At 67.2% G+C, this 18,078-nt stretch carries 19 protein-coding genes and 1 tRNA gene; 11 read left to right on the top strand and 9 right to left on the bottom strand.

The annotated features are described in order from the left end of the window. Positions 1-26 precede the first annotated feature (26 nt). Entirely contained in the window at positions 27-242 is a 216-nt protein-coding gene (locus tag DES45_RS06660; protein ID WP_147282358.1) for a hypothetical protein, read from the bottom strand. Between the two features lie 241 nt (positions 243-483). On the opposite strand from DES45_RS06660, the gene DES45_RS06655 reads away from it, so the two are divergent. Further along, positions 484-559: transfer RNA gene (locus DES45_RS06655), tRNA-Thr, on the top strand. A gap of 22 nt (positions 560-581) precedes the next feature. Here DES45_RS06655 and DES45_RS25045 read toward each other — a convergent pair. Then, positions 582-743, bottom strand: coding sequence for a hypothetical protein (locus DES45_RS25045; protein ID WP_170151416.1), 162 nt, complete (start codon positions 741-743; stop codon positions 582-584). A gap of 151 nt (positions 744-894) precedes the next feature. Between DES45_RS25045 and DES45_RS06650 the strand changes: the two genes are divergently transcribed. Both DES45_RS06650 and DES45_RS06645 read left to right on the top strand, forming a co-directional pair. Continuing rightward, positions 895-1,725 carry a TrmH family RNA methyltransferase gene (locus DES45_RS06650; RefSeq protein ID WP_114769196.1) on the top strand — a complete coding sequence of 277 codons (831 nt, stop codon included), beginning with the start codon at positions 895-897 and terminating at the stop codon, positions 1,723-1,725. A 74-nt stretch (positions 1,726-1,799) separates the two neighbouring features. Next, positions 1,800-2,798: an MBL fold metallo-hydrolase gene (locus DES45_RS06645; protein WP_114769195.1), complete on the top strand. Its 999-nt coding sequence runs from the start codon at positions 1,800-1,802 to the stop codon at positions 2,796-2,798. 16 nt (positions 2,799-2,814) lie between these two features. On the opposite strand, the gene cutA is transcribed toward DES45_RS06645, so the two are convergent. Then, the gene (cutA, locus tag DES45_RS06640) at positions 2,815-3,138 is read right to left on the bottom strand and encodes a divalent-cation tolerance protein CutA (protein ID WP_114769194.1); all 324 of its coding nucleotides are present in this window, start codon (positions 3,136-3,138) and stop codon (positions 2,815-2,817) included. A gap of 50 nt (positions 3,139-3,188) precedes the next feature. On the opposite strand from cutA, the gene DES45_RS06635 reads away from it, so the two are divergent. Genes DES45_RS06635 through DES45_RS06625 form a run of 3 tightly spaced genes read left to right on the top strand, consistent with a single transcriptional unit; the run spans position 3,189 to position 5,354 of the window. Beyond that, entirely contained in the window at positions 3,189-3,959 is a 771-nt protein-coding gene (locus tag DES45_RS06635; protein WP_114769193.1) for an NAD kinase, read from the top strand. Positions 3,960-3,999: 40 nt separating this feature from the next. Next, positions 4,000-4,482, top strand: coding sequence for a MaoC family dehydratase (locus DES45_RS06630; protein WP_114769192.1), 483 nt, complete (start codon positions 4,000-4,002; stop codon positions 4,480-4,482). Continuing rightward, complete coding sequence (locus tag DES45_RS06625) at positions 4,482-5,354, top strand: HpcH/HpaI aldolase/citrate lyase family protein (RefSeq protein ID WP_114769464.1); 873 nt, start codon at positions 4,482-4,484, stop codon at positions 5,352-5,354. Before DES45_RS06630 ends, DES45_RS06625 begins: the two co-directional genes overlap by 1 nt. 4 nt (positions 5,355-5,358) lie before the next feature. Here the strand turns inward: DES45_RS06625 and DES45_RS06620 are convergent, their stop codons facing one another. Both DES45_RS06620 and DES45_RS06615 read right to left on the bottom strand, forming a co-directional pair. After that, positions 5,359-5,967: a flavin reductase family protein gene (locus DES45_RS06620; protein ID WP_114769191.1), complete on the bottom strand. Its 609-nt coding sequence runs from the start codon at positions 5,965-5,967 to the stop codon at positions 5,359-5,361. Positions 5,968-5,975: 8 nt separating this feature from the next. Continuing rightward, positions 5,976-6,539, bottom strand: coding sequence for a nitroreductase family protein (locus DES45_RS06615; RefSeq protein ID WP_114769190.1), 564 nt, complete (start codon positions 6,537-6,539; stop codon positions 5,976-5,978). Positions 6,540-6,918: 379 nt separating this feature from the next. Between DES45_RS06615 and DES45_RS06610 the strand changes: the two genes are divergently transcribed. The 3 genes from DES45_RS06610 (at position 6,919) to DES45_RS26320 (ending at position 11,740) form a co-directional block, all read left to right on the top strand. After that, a complete protein-coding gene (locus DES45_RS06610; protein ID WP_114769189.1) occupies positions 6,919-9,303 on the top strand; it encodes a YfhO family protein in 2,385 nt (794 codons plus the stop codon). A gap of 14 nt (positions 9,304-9,317) precedes the next feature. Then, positions 9,318-10,250 carry a hypothetical protein gene (locus DES45_RS06605; RefSeq protein ID WP_245571566.1) on the top strand — a complete coding sequence of 311 codons (933 nt, stop codon included), beginning with the start codon at positions 9,318-9,320 and terminating at the stop codon, positions 10,248-10,250. A gap of 110 nt (positions 10,251-10,360) precedes the next feature. Further along, complete coding sequence (locus tag DES45_RS26320; RefSeq protein WP_425374266.1) at positions 10,361-11,740, top strand: CBS domain-containing protein; 1,380 nt, start codon at positions 10,361-10,363, stop codon at positions 11,738-11,740. A gap of 67 nt (positions 11,741-11,807) precedes the next feature. On the opposite strand, the gene thrS is transcribed toward DES45_RS26320, so the two are convergent. The 3 genes from thrS to DES45_RS06580 all read right to left on the bottom strand — a co-directional run bounded on the left by thrS (position 11,808) and on the right by DES45_RS06580 (position 14,672). Beyond that, positions 11,808-13,820 (bottom strand): threonine--tRNA ligase, encoded by a 2,013-nt coding sequence (gene thrS / locus DES45_RS06590; RefSeq protein ID WP_114769188.1) that lies wholly within the window; start codon positions 13,818-13,820, stop codon positions 11,808-11,810. A 77-nt stretch (positions 13,821-13,897) separates the two neighbouring features. Continuing rightward, positions 13,898-14,227 carry a membrane protein insertion efficiency factor YidD gene (gene yidD / locus DES45_RS06585; RefSeq protein WP_114769187.1) on the bottom strand — a complete coding sequence of 110 codons (330 nt, stop codon included), beginning with the start codon at positions 14,225-14,227 and terminating at the stop codon, positions 13,898-13,900. A 1-nt stretch (position 14,228) separates the two neighbouring features. Further along, positions 14,229-14,672 (bottom strand): iron-sulfur cluster assembly scaffold protein, encoded by a 444-nt coding sequence (locus tag DES45_RS06580; protein WP_114769186.1) that lies wholly within the window; start codon positions 14,670-14,672, stop codon positions 14,229-14,231. A gap of 162 nt (positions 14,673-14,834) precedes the next feature. Here DES45_RS06580 and folE point away from each other — a divergent pair, with 162 nt between their 5' ends. Then, positions 14,835-15,470, top strand: coding sequence for a GTP cyclohydrolase I FolE (gene folE, locus DES45_RS06575; protein WP_114769185.1), 636 nt, complete (start codon positions 14,835-14,837; stop codon positions 15,468-15,470). Positions 15,471-15,540: 70 nt separating this feature from the next. Then, positions 15,541-15,951, top strand: a complete 411-nt coding sequence (gene hisI / locus DES45_RS06570) for a phosphoribosyl-AMP cyclohydrolase (RefSeq protein WP_114769184.1) — start codon at positions 15,541-15,543, stop codon at positions 15,949-15,951. A gap of 172 nt (positions 15,952-16,123) precedes the next feature. On the opposite strand, the gene DES45_RS06565 is transcribed toward hisI, so the two are convergent. After that, positions 16,124-17,857: an NAD+ synthase gene (locus DES45_RS06565; RefSeq protein WP_114769183.1), complete on the bottom strand. Its 1,734-nt coding sequence runs from the start codon at positions 17,855-17,857 to the stop codon at positions 16,124-16,126. Positions 17,858-18,078: the final 221 nt, after the last annotated feature.

Raw genomic sequence — 18,078 nt, 5'->3', positions numbered from 1 at the left:
CGCATGACGCCTGCGGCGGTTGCGGCTCAGTAGCAGGTCGTCACCCGGCGCACGATCCAGCCCTCGCCCTCGACCCAGAGGCGCTTGCGCGAGCGGTCACAGGCCACATCATCGTTCCTGCCGGTCTCGATCGAGGACGTCGTCTCGGGATCCTGAGCTGCGAGTGTCGTGGTCTTCTGGGCCGCCTGCTTCGTAGCGGTGTGATCGGCCCCGTGGGTCGCCATGGCCGTTCCGGGCAGCAAGGAAAGGCTTCCTGCAATGCATACGGCCGCAAGATTGGACAATCTGCCCCCACGGGCCGGTTTTATGCTTTCCATTGAAGGGCTTAGGGCACCCATATCGCCGAACTCCTTGATCTTTGTCGGTCAATTAATTCCGGAATCGGAGGTTGGTTGCGGCGCTTCGGGATACTAAATTTTTGCAATTGATGGGAACTTGCGTCCCTGCCCTGGCGCTGGTACCTCAGCGTTCGGACATGGCGATGCCGGTTTAGCTCAGTTGGTAGAGCAACCGCCTTGTAAGCGGTAGGTCGCGAGTTCGAGTCCCGCAACCGGCACCATCTTCCCCGCCCTCGACCGGTCTTACCGGATCTCTTCCTTGCCCCAGTTCTGATGAGCCTGCTGATCGGCGATCGCCTGTTCCGTCCGATTGAGCCGGCGCCGGCGGGATCCGAAGAGAAAGATCGCAAGGCCAAGCAGCACCGGCCCGCCGACGATCACGAAGCCCCACAAGAATCCGTCCATTTTGCCACTCCCATTGAGGATCTGCCCAGGGCAGAGCTAATAACCTGAGGGGCTAAACCGGAACGGGAAGTCGTTGTTCCGACCGGCGGAATCGGGGAAAAGCGCTTCCCGAAACCGTGATGGGCCTGCCCTGAGAGAGACAAAGCACGCGATGCCGATTCCGATTAGCGACCCCGACGATCCCCGGATCGAAGCCTATCGCGCCGTGCGGGAGCGGGATCTCGTGGGCCGCGAGCACCGCTTCGTGGCGGAGGGCGAGGTGGTGCTGCGCGTGCTGCTGAAGCAGGCGCGGTTCACCGTGGAATCCATCCTTCTCTCCGAAAACCGGGTGTCGGGCCTGCTCGATGCGCTCGACGTCCTGCCGTCGGGGACGCCCGTCTATTCCGCCTCCCGTGCGGTCATGGATGCCATCGTGGGCTTTCCGATCCATCGCGGAGTCCTGGCGGTCGCACGGCGCGCGCCCCTGCCGCCGGTCGCGGAGCTGCTGGCCGGCATGCCGGAGCAGACGCTGGTGGTCGGGCTTGTAGGACTAGCGAACCACGACAATGTGGGCGGCATCTTCCGCAATGCCGCGGCGTTCGGGGCCAATGCGGTGCTGCTCGATCCGGAAACCTGCGATCCCCTCTATCGCAAGGCAATCCGCGTCTCGGTCGGAGGCGCCCTGGTGGTTCCCTTTACCCGCGTCGCCTCGGCGGCCGCGATGGTGACGGACCTGCGCGCCACAGGCTTCGAGGTGATCTCCCTGACGCCTTCAGGACGCGAGCCCCTGACCCAGGTCCGGCGGCCTGCGCGGGTCGCCCTCCTGCTGGGTGCCGAGGGACCTGGCCTGCCAGCGACCCTGCTCGAGGAGACCCGCACGGTCTCCATCCCGATGAGCGGTGGCTTCGATTCCCTGAACGTGGCGACCACGAGCGGGATCGTCCTGCATCACCTCTCGAGCATCCCGCACGGCTATTCGGTGGAACAACCGCACGCTCGCTGACTTGTGAAAAGCGGCCATCTTGCCTGGAAGCGGGGCCGTTCTAGCCTCCGGTCGTCCACGTCCGGAGAGACTATATGACCCTCACACGCCGTGCCGTTCTTGCAGGTTCCGCCATCGCCGCAACCTCAGCAACCACCCTCGGAGGCCAAGCTTTGGCTCAAACCACTCCTTCGACAGCGACCTCGCCTCAGGCCGATGCGGCCCAGCAGGCCCCCGGCTTCTACCGCTACAAAGTCGGCGACTTCGAAGTCACCGCCGTCAATGACGGCTTCGCGCGCCGCCCCCTCGAAGGGTTCGTGCGCAACGCCGAGCTGGCGCAGGTCCAGCAGGCCATGCAGGAAGCCTTCCTCCCAGGCGATGCCCTTCCGATCACCTTCACGACCCTCGTGCTTCGGCGCAACGGCGGCGGCCTGACCCTCATCGACACCGGCAACGGCGACATGGGCGCGCCCACCTCCGGGCACTGGATGAAGAACTTCCGCGCCGCCGGCTTCGATCCGTCCCAGGTCGAGACGGTGGTCATCAGCCACTTCCACGGCGACCACATCAACGGCCTGCGACTGAAGGACGGCACGGCCGTGTTCCCGAAGGCGCAGGTCATGGTGCCCGCGGCCGAGTGGGCCTTCTGGATGGACGACGCCCGGATGAACCAGGCGCCGGAAGCCATGAAGGGAGCGTTCCAGGGCGTGCGCCGGGTGTTCGGGCCGATCGCCAACGACGTGAAGCGCTACGAAGCCGACAAGGAGGTCGTGCCGGGCCTGACCGCCATCGCGGCCCCCGGCCATACGCCCGGCCACACGGCCTACATGCTGTCGTCCGGTTCCGGAAAACTGATGGTGATGTCGGACATCACGAATCATCCGGCGCTCTTCGTGCGCAACCCGGACTGGGCGGCCGTCTTCGACATGGACGCGGATCAGGCCCGTGCGACCCGCCACAAGATGCTCGACATGGCCGCGACCGAAAGGGCGCAGGTCGCCTTCTACCATGCCCCCTTCCCGGCCACCGGCCACATCGCGAAGGACGGAAACCGCTACCGCTTCGTGCCCGTGCAGTGGAGCCCGGCGGTCTGATCCCCGCGGCGGGCGGTCACTCGCCCGCCGTTTCCCCGAGAAGCCAGGTCACGGTGTCGATATCGGCATCCGTCGGCTCGATGAAGAAGATCGAGGGCGTATCGTAGGGATGCTTCTCCTTCAGGATGCGGCCGACGTCGTCCTGAAGGCCCCTGCGCGTCTTGAGGATGGCGACGACCTCCTGGCCCCGCTCGATCTTTCCCTGCCAGGCGTAGACCGACTGCATTCCGGGCAGCACGTTGATGCAGGCGATCAGCTTGTCCCGGACGAGCGATTCCCCGAGCGACAGGGCCGTGTCCACATCGGGAAAGGTCGTATAGACGAGAAGTGGGCTGTCCATGCTATGCCTTTGCTTCGCCTCCGGTTCGGGCGTAGCGAAGGTATGGGGTGATGGCCCGTCGTTTCAACAATGTCGCATTCGTGGCCAGTTCCACGCCCGACGCGCAGCAGGCGCTGAAGGACCTGGAGGCGCAGTACGCGAACGTCCCGGCCGAGGACGCCGACGTGATCGTGGCGCTCGGCGGCGACGGCCTGATGCTCCAGACCCTCCACCGCTTCATGGGATCGGCCAAGCCGATCTACGGCATGAACAAGGGCACGGTCGGCTTCCTGATGAACGAGTTCCGGGAGGAGGACCTCTTCGAGCGGCTCGAGAACGCCCAGCGCAGCGTCATCCATCCCCTGCTCATGGTCGCCTGGGACGTGAAGGGCGTCGCCCATACGGCCCGCGCCATCAACGAAGTGTCCATGCTGCGGCAGACCTATCAGGCCGCCAAGCTCCGCGTGAGCATCGATTCGCAGGTACGGCTCGAGGAACTCAGCGCCGACGGCATCCTGGTCGCGACGCCCGCCGGATCGACCGCCTACAACCTTTCGGTCAACGGCCCCATCCTGCCGCTGAACGCGCCGCTGCTGGCGCTCACCCCCATCTCGGCCTTCCGCCCGCGCCGGTGGCGCGGCGCCCTCCTGCCCGACCACGCCAAGATCCAGATCGACGTGTTGGAGCCGGAGAACCGTCCCGTCAGCGCCGTGGCGGACCACACGGAATTCCGCAACGTGTCGCGGGTCCACATCTCCATGGATCGCAGCGTCGACCTGGTGGTCCTGCACGATCCCGGCCATAGCCTGGACGAGCGAATCCTGCGCGAGCAGTTCGGCTGAGAACCATCGGCCCCAAGACCCGACCAACGAGGAACGACCCATGAGCGACGAGAGCAGCAGGCATCCCCGCGGCGGCCTCTACTTCGAGGATTTCACCATCGGCACGACCATCCGGCACCGCCTGACCAGGACGGTGACCCAGATGGACAACATGCTGTTCTCCAACATGACCCTGAACCCGCAGCCGCTCCACATCGACGCGCATTTCTGCGCGACCGAGACCGAATGGGGCAAGCCGCTGATGAACTCCCTGTTCACGCTGGGGCTGATGATCGGCATCTCGGTCAACGACACCACGGTCGGCACCACCATCGCGAATCTTGGCATGACGGACGTGAAGTTTCCGGCGCCGCTCTTCGAGGGCGACACGGTCAACGCGACGACCGAAATTGCCGCGAAGCGCGAGTCGAAGTCGCGGCCAGATGCCGGCATCGTCGAGTTCGTTCACCGGGCCTACAAGCAGGACGGCACCCTCGTGGCCGAGTGCCGGCGGCAGGCCTTCATGCGCAAGCGGAGCGCCTGATGCGATCCCTCCTGTTCGTTCCCGGCGACAGCCGCAAGAAGCTCGACAAGGGTTTCGCCTCAGGAGCCGACGCCCTGCTGATCGACCTCGAGGATTCGGTCGCTCTCGACGCGAAGGAAGAGGCCCGACGGGTCACGGCCGGCTTCCTGGCCGAGGCCGTCCCCATGGCCGACCGGCCGCGGCTCTACGTCCGCGTCAACGGCCTGACGACCGGCCTTACCGACGCCGATCTCGACGGCGTCATGCAGGCCGCCCCCGACGGCATCGTGCTGCCGAAGACGGTGGGCGGCGCCGACGTCTCCCATCTCGGCGCGAAGCTCGCGGTGCGCGAGGCGGAATACGGCCTTTCGGACGGCGCCACGCGCATCCTCGCCATCGCGACCGAGAACGCCCTCGGAGTCTTCGCCCTCGGCACCTTCGCGGGCGCGAGCCACCGGCTCATGGGCCTCGCCTGGGGCGGCGAGGACCTCTCGGCCGACATCGGAGCCGAAGCGAACAGGGATGAGGCCGGCGCCTATACGGAGCCCTATCGCATCGCCCGCTCGCTCACGCTCCTGGGCTCCGCCGCAGCGTCGGTCGACCCGATCGACGCGGTCTACACCAACTTCCGCGACCTGGAGGGGCTGGGGGCCGAGTGCCGGCAGGCGCGGCGCGACGGCTTCGTGGCCAAGATGGCGATCCATCCGGCGCAGGTGCCGGTGATCAACGAGGCCTTCACCCCGTCCGAGGAGGCCCTCGCGCGGGCCCGGGCCGTGATCGACGCGTTCCAGGCCAATCCGGGAGCCGGCGTGGTCGGCGTCGGCGGCGAGATGCTCGACCGCCCGCACTTTCTCAGGGCCGAAAGGCTTCTGAAGCGGGCTGGACTGATCTGACAGGTTACCCGCCGGGCCGTGTGATCGAGAACTTGGTTTCCGGGGTCGCGACGAAGTAGTCCCGGTAGCCGGAGCGGGCGATGGGGCGCATGGCGGCCGTGTCGACGAGACCGTCGACGATGAACCGGTCGTCGATATGGATGCCCACCACCTGGCCGATGACGAGGTAGTAGCTCGGCTCGCCTCCGCCGAGAGGGTTGAGCGGCACGGTCCGGAGCCACTTGCATTCGAGGGCCGCCGGTGCGGCCGCGACTCGGGGCGGCCTGACGAGGCGGGACGGGGCGGCCGCGAGACCGGCATGGACCATCTCGTTCTCGCCCCGCGGCAGCACGGCGGAGGTCAGGTTCATCTGCTCGCGTAGGTCGAAGGTGGCGAGATTGCAGACGAACTCCCCCGTCTCCTCGACGAAGGTCACCGCATCCTTCCGCCCGCTGCTGGAGAAGGCCACCATCGGGGGGCGCTCGGAAACCGCGTTGAAGAAAGAATAGGGCGACAGGTTGATCTCGCCCTTGGCGCTCATCGCGGTGATCCAGCCGATGGGACGGGGCGTCACCAGCGCCTTGAAGGGGTCGTGCGGCAGGCCGTGGGCGTTGCTGGCGGTTTCGTAGAACATGGGGCGGCCTAGAAGCGGGTGACGATGTCGGCGAGGGTCGGCCGCGCCCGGTCGGTCGGCTGCTCCTTCGTAGTTCCGATATGGACGAAGCCGGCGATCCGCTCGTCCGGCGCGAGGCCGAGGGCGTCGAGGACGCGCCGGTCGTAGGCCGCCCAGCCGGTCAGCCAGGAGGCGCCGTAGCCGAGGGCGTTGGCCGCGTTGAGGAGGTTCATGCACGCGGCACCCGCCGACAGGACCTGCTCCCAATCGGGGATCTTCACGTGGGGTACCACGCGAGAGACGACGGCGACCACGAGGGGCGCCTGGGCGAAGCGGCCCTGCTCTGCGGCAACCTTCTCGGCATCCGCATCGGGCTGGTCCGCCTTGAAGGCGGCAGCGAGAACATCCCCGAGCCGATGACGCCCGTCGCCCTCGATAAGCACGAAGCGCCAGGGGACGAGCTTGCCGTGGTCCGGCACCCGCGCCGCGACGGTCAGCAGGGTCTCGATCTCCTCAGGCCCCGGACCGGGTTCCCCGAGCCAGCGGGCGGGAACCGAGCGGCGCTGCTGGAGGCGCGAAAGGCTATCATTCATGGGATCTTCATCCGGCTCGCATAATGTGGAACAATAGGTTGAGGATGCTCGCGAGAGGAGCGGCACGTGGACAGCGCAGGCCTGCCATGGTCTTGCCGTCTTGATGCGCTTGAGCACGCGCGGGCGTCCCAAGAGGAGCCGTTGCGACATAACAACCGGCAACGGATGTATAGGGGGAGTGCGGCAATACGCCAAGCAGGTTTCCGGCCTTTGGTGAGCGGTGGCGGCATGCCTGCCCTTGCGGCGGTGCAATTCGCTCCGCCGGCTGCGAGCCGCGATCCTGACCGGGGCGGCGTTCCGCGATAGAGCAATGCGTACATCCACGTTTCAGGCAGGCGGGGCCCATCCCGACGATATCTGGTCCAGGCACGGAACCCTCATGGCCCTCGCGCTGATCCTCGGCGTCTGGGCCCTGGCCGCGGCCGTCTGGCCGCTGACTGGCTCCGTGGTGCCTTGGGATTCCAAGAACCAGTTCTACCCGACCCTGCGCTATCTCGGCGCCGCCCTCGCCCATGGCGAGCTGCCCCTCTGGAATCCCTACCATTTCGGCGGTCACCCCTCGGCGGCGGATCCGCAATCGCTTCTCTTCACCCCCACCATGCTGCTCTTCGGCTGGCTTGTGCCCGAGCCGTCGATGCAGCTCTTCGACATCGTGGTCTTCGCTCACTTCCTGCCCGGCGCCCTCGCGATGGTGCCGCTCTTCCGCCGGCGCGGGTGGCACCCGGCAGGCGCTGTGGTGGCGGCGATCGTGTTCATGCTGGGAGGCTCCGCCACGGCCCGCCTCCAGCATACGGGCATGATCCTGAGCTACGGCTTCTTCCCCCTGGCGCTCTGGCTCCTGGAAGAGGCGATGGACCGCCGCTCCTATCGGTTCGGCGCACTCTTCGCCGTCTCGGCCGCCTTCATGACCATCGGCCGCGACCAGGTCGCGTTCCTGTGCGCCCTCACGCTCATCGGCGTCGCGGCGCAGCGGATCCTGACGGCGCCGCAGCCGCTCCCCTATTTCCGCTCCCGCGCCGGACTGCTGGTTTGCATGGCGGCGATCGGCGGGGCGCTTCTCGCGGTGCCGGTCATCCTCACGATGCAGTTCCTCGCGACCTCCACGCGGCCGTCGTTCGGCTACGGGGTCGCGGCGATGGGATCCCTGCCGCCCGAGAGCCTGGCGACGATCCTGTTCGGCAACGTTTTCGGGTCGCTCCGCTGGACTTATGATTATTGGGGGCCGGACTGGCACAGCCTCGCCGAGGGTACCTGGACCGACCGGGCCACCAATTATCTCTTCATCGGCACCCTCCCGGCCCTCCTCCTGATCTGGCACGGCATCGCGGGCGGGCGGCTCTTCGCCCGCGAATTCCGCTTCTTCCTCGTGGTCGGCCTCCTGGCGCTTCTCTACGCGCTCGGGCGCTATACCCCCGGTTTCGAGGTGATCTTCGACCACATGCCGGGCGTGAACCTCTACCGGCGCCCTGCCGACGCGACCTTCCTGGTCAACATCGCCCTCTCCTTCGCGGCCGGCTATCTCGTCCATCGCTACGTCACCGACGGAGTGCCGCAATGGAGCCGGGCCGCTCTCGGCAAGGCTCGTCTCGTCCTGCCGTTCCTGGCCGTCGGCCTCGTTGGGCTGGCCGCCGCAAGCGCCCTCGCCTTCGCCATGAAGGCAGGCCAGATCCCGGCTTCGCTGCGGGAGATCAGCGCCGCCCTCGTGACCGCCTCCCTCGCCATGATCCTGCTGGCCCGCATCGGCGGCTTCCCGCGCTGGCGGGAGGCGGCGGCCCTCGTGCTCATCGCCGCGACGGGCGGCGAACTGGTGCTGCGCCATGCGGCTTCGGCCCTCAACGCCGAGCCGGCCGAGCGCTACGCGGTGTTCCGTCAACTCCCGCCCGAGCAGCTCCAGGGCCTGCAGATCCTGAAGAGGGAGCTCGCCGACCGTCATGCCCAGGGCGACTACCCGCGCGTCGAGGTACTGGGCCTCAACGGTCCCTGGCAGAACGCCTCCATGGTCCTCGAGCTCGAGGACATCATCGGCTACAACCCGCTGCGCCTCGCCGATTACGAGCGGGCGGTCGGTCCCGGTGAGAACGCGGAGGATCCGAACCTGCGCACGTTCCCGGCGACGTTCCGGGGCTACAAGTGCCAGCTTGCGAGCCTGCTCGGCCTGGAATACCTCGTGCTCGACCGTCCCATCGAGAAGCTGCCGCGGCACTTCCCGCGCCTGACCGGGGCCGAGGTCGTCTACGGCACCGGCAAGATGTGGATCTACCGCCTGAACACGGCGAGCCCGCGCGCCTACGTGGCCCACCAGGTCAACGCCGTCGATTCCGAGGCCGTCCTCGACCAGGAGGAGCTGCCGGAGTTCAACCGGCAGACCGAGGCGCTCATCGACGAGCAGAACCTGCCGCTGCTCAAGGCGCGCTTCGCCCCGGCGGCTCCCAATGCGCCGCAGGCCACAGCCAAGAGCGAGGCCCGCATCGTCAGCTATTCCCGCAACTCGGTGGCGATCGACGTTCAGGCCAGCGAGGCCGGAATTCTCGTCTTGCACGACATCTATTATCCGGGCTGGGAGGCGCTGGTCGACGGCGAGCGCAAGCCGGTTCTGCGCGCCAACCTCCTGTTCCGGGGCGTCGAGGTGCCGACGGGACGCCACCGGGTCGAGTTCCATTTTCGCCCCATTTCCATCGAGAATCTGGTTGCGGCGGCATCCGATCTCGTGAAGACCGAGCAGGAGCCGATCAGGACGGCTGCGGCCCCGGCGGTCGTACCGTAAACTCTATTGGATCGATGACCTTCTTCGAGAAACCTATTCGTGCGCTGCCGGGCTACGGCTTCGGTCTCCTGGCCCTTCTGGCCGCGACCGGGGCGTCCGCCCAGGCCTCCCTCGGGCCGGCCGCGCCGACCCTGCCGAACTCGCCTGCCGTTCCGACCCTGACGCAGACCCCACCTCCGGTTCCCGCAGGACGGGTCACGGTGAGCGCCGCCGCCGTCTTCGCCAACAATGGCCAGCCGATCCGCTCCGGCCTCGCCTGGCGGATCTACGAGGATCGCGGCGACGCCTCGCAGCCCGCCGTCGTGAACCGGTCGAGCAGCCCGACGCCGACCTTCAACCTGCCGCCCGGCAACTACATCATGCACGTCGCCTACGGCTACGCGAGCGCCATGAAGCGCCTGAGCGTCCAGTCCGGCATCGTGAACGAACGCATGACCATCAATGCGGGCGCCCTGAAGCTGAAGGGCGCCGTCGGCGACAGCCCGATCCCGCCGGGCAAGCTCTCCTTCTCGGTCTACGTCCCGATCGCGCAGAACTCGGAAGGCCGGCTCGTGGTCGCCAATGCGAAGGCGAACGACATCATCCGCCTGCCCGAGGGCACCTACCACGTGGTGTCCACCTACGGCGACGCGAACGCCATCATGCGTAGCGACCTCAAGGTGGAATCGGGGCGCGTCACGGAGGCGACCCTCAACCACCGGGCTGCGACCGTCACCCTCAAGCTCGTCGGCAGCGCCGGTGGGGAGGCCTTCGCCGGCACTGCCTTCAGCGTGCTGACGCCGGGCGGCGACGTGATCCGCGAGGCGATCGGCGCCTTCCCGTCCGTGACGCTGGCGGAAGGCGACTACGTGCTCATCGCCCGCCACGAGGGCAAGGTCCACACACGGGACTTCAAGGTCGAGAGCGGCCTCGACCGGGACATCGAGATCGTGGTCCCGCCGACCTGACGCAGGCCTGAACCTTTTCGCCCTCCCCCGCATTGACCGGTCTCTGACGACCGGTCGCGCCCGGCCCGGCAACGAGCCGTCGTGGCGTGGCCCTAACGGGAGGACATCTCATGAAGATTTCGGAAATCATGACCCGCAACGTCCGCGTGGTCTCGCCGGACCGGACCATCCAGGAGGCGGCGCGGCTCATGGACGACATGAACGTCGGCGTGCTGCCCGTCTGCGACGGTCGCCGGCTTCGCGGCATGATCACCGACCGGGACATCACCGTGCGGGCGACCGCCGCCGGCCTTCCGCCGGACACGACGCATGTTCGGGACGTGATGTCCGACAATGTCTGGTGGTGCTTCGACGACGACGAGGTGGACCACATCGTCGAGCTCATGAGCGACCATCAGATCCGCCGCCTGCCCGTGGTCGACCATGACAAGCACCTGGTCGGCATCGTGGCTCTCGGCGACCTCGCGACGGATCGGGAGGAGCAGGCCTCCCGCGCCCTGCATCGCATCTCCACGCCGTCCGAGCCGGACCGCTCCGGCACCCTCACGAGCGCCCGCGCGGACCAGACGCGCGACCGGCGTTCGGCCCCGATCACCGGGAACGAGCGCCGCGAGCTGGAGCGGCGCATGCGCCAGGGTGACGACGACTGGCGCCATCGCCCCCATGATTACCGCGAGGGCGGAAGGTCCGGGGGAGCCGACCGCAGCGGCCGCGGAGGCCCGTTCCGATTCCGCGACGAGGACGACGTGCGCGCGGCCTTCGGGTCCTTCGGCTATCCGGGCGAGGAACCGCATCGCGACGCCCGTATGCGCGGCGGCTACGGCGGCGAGGGCTATCAGAACTACGGCGACGAATATGCCGGCCGCGGCTCCGCCGGCAGAGGCTATCATCCCAAGCGCTACGGTGCGTCGACGATCACGGGCGAGCGCGCCCGTCCGGGCGACGACAGCAGCGAGAGCGATCGTCGCATGCAGGACCGCGAGCGCACCTGGAGCCTCGTCAACGAGCAGCGCGATCACAGCAATTACGGCGCAGGTCCCGGCAATACCCGTTTCGGCAACGACGCCACCGCGGGCTACGGCGAAGTCCGCCGCGGCGAGCACAGCGGCCGCGGACCCAAGGGCTACCAGCGCTCCGACGACCGGATCCGCGAGGACGTGAACGAGCGGCTCACCGACGATCCGATGATCGACGCCTCCGAGATCGAGGTGAGCGTGCAGAATCGCGAGGTGACGCTGAGCGGCACGGTGCGCGACCGCAACGAGCGCCGCCGGGCGGAGGATCTCGCCGAGTCGGTGTCGGGAGTCAGCCACGCGCAGAACAACCTGCGGGTCGGCCAGCATCAGCCCGGCCACGCGACCGGCACGGAGGTCGGCGATTCCGGCGCCGCCACCGGCAATCCGGGCATCGGCACCGCCGGCGCCACGGCCGGAACCGCTGCCGGCGGCCGCACGAGCGGACGCTCGCGCCGGCAGCAGCAGGAGACGTAATTCAACCTTGAAAAGCATCATGGCCGGGCTTGGCCCGGCCATGACAACAGAGGCATAAAACGCGGCTTTAAGCGACGGTGCGCTCGACCACGTGATGCCCGTCGAGGGTCGCATGGCCTTCGGGCTCGGCGACTGCCCTCGCGGCGCGCCGGCGGTCGGGCGTAATGGCTTCAGCGGCGAGCGCCCGCAGGGCGTCGTCGAGGGCCATGGACTTCTGCTCGGTGCTGCCGAGACGGCGGATCGACACCGTTCCCTCGGCGGACTCCTTCTTGCCGACCACGAGAAGCACAGGCACCTTGGCGAGCGAGTGCTCGCGCACCTTGTAGGTGATCTTCTCGTTGCGCAGATCGGTTTCCACCCGCAGCCCGTACTGCTCGGCCGCGCGCGCCACCTGCTGCGCATAGGCGTCGCCGTCCGACGTGATGGTCGCGACGACCACCTGCACGGGCGCGAGCCAGAGTGGGAAGTGGCCTGCAAAATGCTCGATCAGGATGCCGGTGAAGCGCTCCATGGAGCCGCAGATCGCCCGGTGCACCATGACGGGGGTCTTCTTCTGGCCGTCCTGGTCCACATAGAACGCGCCGAACCGCTCCGGCAGGTTGAAGTCCACCTGGGTGGTGCCGCACTGCCAGTCGCGGCCGATGGCGTCGCGCAGCACGTACTCGAACTTGGGCCCGTAGAAGGCGCCCTCGCCCGGGTTGATCGCCGTCTTGATGCGCCCGCCCGACTGCTCCTCGATCTGCTTGAGCACGCGGGTCATCACGTCTTCCGCGTGATCCCACATCTCGTCAGTGCCGACGCGCTTCTCGGGACGGGTCGAGAGCTTCACGACGATCTCCTCGAAGCCGAAATCGGCGTAGGTCGAGAGGATCAGGTCGTTGATCTTCAGGCACTCGGCGGCCAGCTGCTCCTCGGTGCAGAAGATGTGCGCGTCGTCCTGGGTGAAGCCGCGCACGCGCATCAGCCCGTGCAGCGCTCCGGAAGGCTCGTAGCGGTGCACGTTGCCGAACTCGGCCAGCCGCAGCGGCAGGTCGCGATACGACTTCAGGCCGTGCTTGAAGATCTGCACGTGGCCCGGGCAGTTCATCGGCTTGATGGCGAAGACGCGGTCGTCCTCGGTCTGGGTCGCGAACATGTTCTCGCGGTACCAGCCCCAGTGGCCCGAGGTCTCCCACAGGGCCTTGTCGAGGATCTGCGGCGCGTTGACCTCCTGGTAGTCGCCCTTGAGGCGGCGGCGCATGTAGGAGATCAGCTCCTGGAACACGGTCCAGCCCTTCGGGTGCCAGAACACGACGCCCGGCCCCTCCTCCTGGAAGTGGAACAGGTCCATCTCCCGGCCCAGGCGGCGATGGTCGCGCTTCTCGGCCTCCTCGAGCTGGTGGAGATAGGCGTCCAGGTCCTCCTGGGACGCCCAGGCGGTCGCATAGATGCGGGTCAGCATCGCGTTGTTCGAGTCGCCGCGCCAATAGGCGCCCGCCACCTTCATGAGCTTGAAAGCGTTGCCGATCTTGCCCGTGGAGGTCATGTGTGGGCCGCGGCAGAGATCGAACCAGTCGCCCTGGAAGTAGATCTTGAGCTCCTGGCCCTCCGGGATCGCGTCCACGAGCTCGACCTTGTAAGCCTCGCCCTTCTCGGCAAAAACCTTCTTGGCCTTGTCGCGGCTCCAGACCTCCTTGGTGAAGGGTTTGTCGCGCCCGATGATCTCGCGCATCTTCGCCTCGATCGCCGGAAAGTCCTCCGGGGTGAAGGGCTCGTTGCGGGCGAAGTCGTAGTAGAAGCCGTTCTCGATCACCGGCCCGATGGTCACCTGGGTGCCCGGGAAGAGCTCCTGCACCGCCTCGGCCAGAACGTGCGCGGCATCGTGGCGGATCAGCTCCAGCGAACGCGGGTCTTCGCGGTTCAGGAACTCGATCCTGGCGTCCTGCGTGATCGGATCGGCGAGGTCCGCCACCGTGCCATCCAGCGCCATAGCGACGGTGCGCTTGGCGAGCGACTTGGCGATGCCCTCCACGATCTCGCGGCCGGTGATGCCGGGGGCGTACTGGCGCTGGGCGCCATCGGGGAATGTCAGGGTAATCATAAGATCTTTCTCCAGGCTCACTCCTGCCAACGGAGCAGGTAAGCGGGGGCCGACGGTCTGTTGGGTGAGACGCGAAATCAGCCGCCGTCAGGTTCGACCGCTTCGCAGGTGATCGGGGGAGCGTTCACGCCCCGCCAGCGACCATAGGTCCAGGGCTTATACCAGCCGGACCCGTCGGGCAATGTTTCAGGTACCATATCGAGCCCGGACGTTCCGAACGGGCCGCAGCGGCAGATCCGCGCCACGCCCATCCAGCCCCCGGCCCAGAAGCCGTGAAGCTGGATCGCCTCGTCGGTGTACTCGGAGCAGGACGGCAGGTGCCGGCACTGCCGGCCGATCAGGCCGGACAGGGTCAGCTGATAGCCCCGGATCGCCCAATGGGCCGCCTGCCGAACCGGACTCGGCATGTCAGCCGGCGGCCCTTCGCCGCGCCTCGATCTGGTCGAGGGCGTCCACCACCGCGTCGAAGGTGAGGAGGATGGAGGCATGACGGGCCTTGAACTCCCGCACAGGCTCCAGCACCTCCAGATCGGCCCATTTGCCGGCGGGCGGCGCCGCGTTCTCCTTCAGCATCCGCCGTGCGGCCTGCCGCACCTCCCGCAGCTCCTCGGCGGTCGAGCCGATCACGTGCCGGCCCATGATGGAGGAGGATGCTTGGCCCAGGGCGCAGGCCTTCACGTCATGGGCGAAGCCCGCCACCACATTGCCGTCAAGCTTGAGGTCCACGGTGACGGTCGAGCCGCAGAGCTTCGAATGAGCCGTCGACGAGGCATCGGCATCCGCCAGCCGCCCCAGATGCGGGATGCTGGCGGCAAGTTCGAGGATGCGGCGGTTGTAGAGATCGTTGAGCATCGGACCCGCATAAGGTGGCAGACGAAGGATTGCGCCCAATATATAGGCATTCGGAAGAAACTCTGCGAGCCGGGTGCATCCGGACGCCCTCGTGGAGCATAGAGGAAGCGCCAGGGCCATTCCGGCCCGCGAGAGGTTCGAGAGTTGAAGGAAAGGCTCCACATGGATGATGTGGTTAAGTCCTTGTCACCGCGTCTGTCTGCAGCCGCCGACAAGCTCATGGAAAAACCCACCCGGGAAGAAGCGGAGGCCGCCGTCCGCACCCTGATCCGCTGGGCGGGCGACGACCCGCAGCGCGAGGGCCTTCTGGAGACCCCGAAACGGGTCGTGAAGGCCTTCAAGGAGTTCTACTCGGGCTACAAGGACAATCCTCGGGAGGTCCTGAACAAGATCTTCGCAGAGGTCGAGGGCTACGACGACATCGTGCTCGTCAAGGATATCCCGTTCTATTCCCATTGCGAGCACCACATGGTGCCCTTCTACGGCATGGCGCACATCGCCTATTACCCGACGAAGGGCGTGGTCGGATTGTCCAAGCTCGCGCGCCTCGTCGAGGTCTTCGCCCGTCGCCTCCAGACCCAGGAAACCATGACGGCCCAGATCGCCGCCGCCATGGAGGAGGCGCTCGAGCCGCGCGGCGTCGCCGTGATGCTCGAGGCCGAGCACATGTGCATGTCCATGCGGGGCGTGCAGAAGGCCGGCGCCATGACCCTGACGACCCAGTTCACCGGCGTCTTCAAGGACGACCCGGCCGAGCAGGTGCGCTTCCTGACCCTGGTACGGCACGGCAAGGCTTGAGTTTTCTCACCCAGTGACGTTCTGAAGGGAGCCGGCGCCGTTCCGGCTCCTTTTTCGCGAGAGGTTCCCCATGTGCGCGTCCCACCCCTTCCCGGCTCCCGGACCGAAGGCCGATCTCGAGGAGGGAGCCGTCCTGACCCCGCGCTTCGGCCCCGACGGCCTCGTCACCTGCGTCACGACGGAAGCCGAGACGGGCGAGCTCCTCATGGTCGCGCACATGAACGCCGAGGCGCTGGCGAAGACGATTGAAACCGGCGAGGCCTGGTACTGGTCTCGCTCCCGGAGCGAGCTCTGGCACAAGGGCGCCACGAGCGGGCAGATCCAGACGGTGGTGGAGATGCGCGTGGATTGCGACCAAGACGCCCTGTGGCTCAAGGTGAAGGTCGCAGGCGACAGCGGCTGCTGCCACACCGGCCGGCGCTCATGCTTCTACCGGAAGGTCGAGACGGGCAAGGACGGGGCGAGGCTCACCTTTGCGTAGGATTTGCTATGCCTTCACCGGTCGCGCTGGCAGACGCGACAGGCGACGCCCGAAAGATCACGAGAGCCGCGGCACGGCGATCTGAAGCGGTCCTGAAAGCCCACTTCGCTGCATCAGGCATGCTTGCGGCACACCTCATGGACTCGCGCTATATCAGTGAGGCTCTGCCGTTCTAGGCGTCCATCCCGCCGATCCGCGGCTTCCCGGTGGCGCGCTCCAGGGCCTCGTCGGTCCGGTGGGCCGCCATGCCTTCGTCGCGGAAGCGGTTGACAATGGGGTAGCGCCGGTCGCGACCAAAGTTGCGGCGGGTCACCTTCACGCCTGGCGGCGCCTGGCGGCGCTTGTACTCGGCGAGGTAGAGCAGCCGCTCCACCTTGCGGACGGTTTCCTCGTCGTGACCTTTCGCGACGATCTCCGAGACCCGCAGCTCCTGCTCCACGAGGCCGCGCAGGATCTCGTCGAGCACGTCGTAGGGCGGCAGGGAATCCTGGTCCTTCTGGCCTTCGCGCAGCTCGGCGGTCGGCGCCTTCGCGAGGATGTTCGGCAGGATCACGGTGCCGTCCGGTCCCAGCGCACCCTTCGGCTTCCACCGGTTGCGCAAGTGCGAGAGGCGGTAGACCTCGGTCTTGTAGAGGTCCTTGATCGGGTTGTAGCCGCCGTTCATGTCGCCGTAGATCGTGGCGTAGCCCACCGACATCTCGGACTTGTTGCCGGTCGTCACCACCATGGCGCCGAACTTGTTCGAGATCGCCATGAGGATCGTGCCGCGGGCGCGGCTCTGGAGGTTTTCTTCCGTGATGTCCCTTGGCCTGCCGGCGAACAGAGGCGCGAGCAGCTCCTCGAAGCCTTCGACGGCGGGCGCGATGGGCAGCGTGTCGTAGCGGACGCCGAGCGCGCGGGCGCAGGCCTGCGCGTCGCGCAAGGATTCGTCCGAGGTGTAGCGATAGGGCAGCATCACGCAATGCACGCGCTCAGGCCCGAGCGCATCCACCGCGAGAGCGGCGCAGATGGCGGAATCGATGCCGCCCGACAGGCCGAGCACCACGCCGGGAAAGCGGTTCTTCTCCACGTAGTCGCGCAGCCCGAGCACGCAGGCGGCATAATCCGCCTCGTCGCCCTCCTCTACCGTCACCTTCGGGGCTCCGATGCAGGCCCAGCCCTCCTCCGACTTCTCCCATACCGAGAGGGCGATCGTCTCCTCGTAGGCCGGGAGTTGGCAGGCCAGCGAGCAATCGGCGTTGAGCACGAAGGAGGCGCCGTCGAACACCAGCTCGTCCTGGCCACCGACCTCGTTGAGATAGACGAGCGGCAGGCCGCTCTCCGTCACCCGCGCGGCCGCGATGTTGAAGCGCTCCTCCGTCTTGCCGCGCCAATAGGGCGAGCCGTTCGGCACCAGCAGCATCTCGGCGCCGGTCTCGGCCAGGCACTCGACCACGTCCCCGGCCCAGATGTCCTCGCAGACAGGAAGCCCGAGGCGGATGCCGCGGAAGTTCACCGGGCCCGGCAGCGGCCCGGGCTCGAAGACGCGCTTCTCGTCGAAGACGCCGTAATTGGGCAGGTCGACCTTGTAGCGCACGGAGATCGCGCCGCCGTCGAGGAGCGCATAAGCGTTGTAGAGGGCCTCGCCGTCGCGCCAGGGCAGACCGATCAGCATGGCGGGCCCTCCATCCGCCGTCTCGCGGGCGAGCCGCTCCACAGCTGCCCGGCAGGCATCCTGGAAGGCGGGCTTGAGCACCAAGTCCTCGGGCGGGTAGCCGGCGAGGAAAAGCTCCGTGAACATCACGATGTCGGCGCCCATTCGGGCTGCCTCGGCGCGTGTTTCGCGGGCCCTGCGCTCGTTGCCGGCCACGTCGCCGACGACGGGGTTGAGCTGCGCGAGGGCGATGGTGAGTCTGTGCTGAGCCATGACCTCAGGATGTAGCGCGTGCGCCCGCGAGCAGCAACGGAGCCTTCGCCTCTGCCGCCCCGGCTCTTCCCGTGCAGACGTGAACAAGACCTTGATCGTGGATCCCAAGCTTAAGTGGAACCCGCCACAGCCTAGTTCGTTGTTCCCCCACGAAACACTGGGAGATTAGAGATGTTGAAAGGCGGTCTTCTTTGGCTCATCGGCATTCCGCTGCCGATCAT

The organism is Microvirga subterranea, from assembly GCF_003350535.1.
Classification (GTDB): Bacteria; Pseudomonadota; Alphaproteobacteria; order Rhizobiales; family Beijerinckiaceae; genus Microvirga; species Microvirga subterranea.
This window is presented reverse-complemented; position numbering and strand designations above follow the sequence as displayed.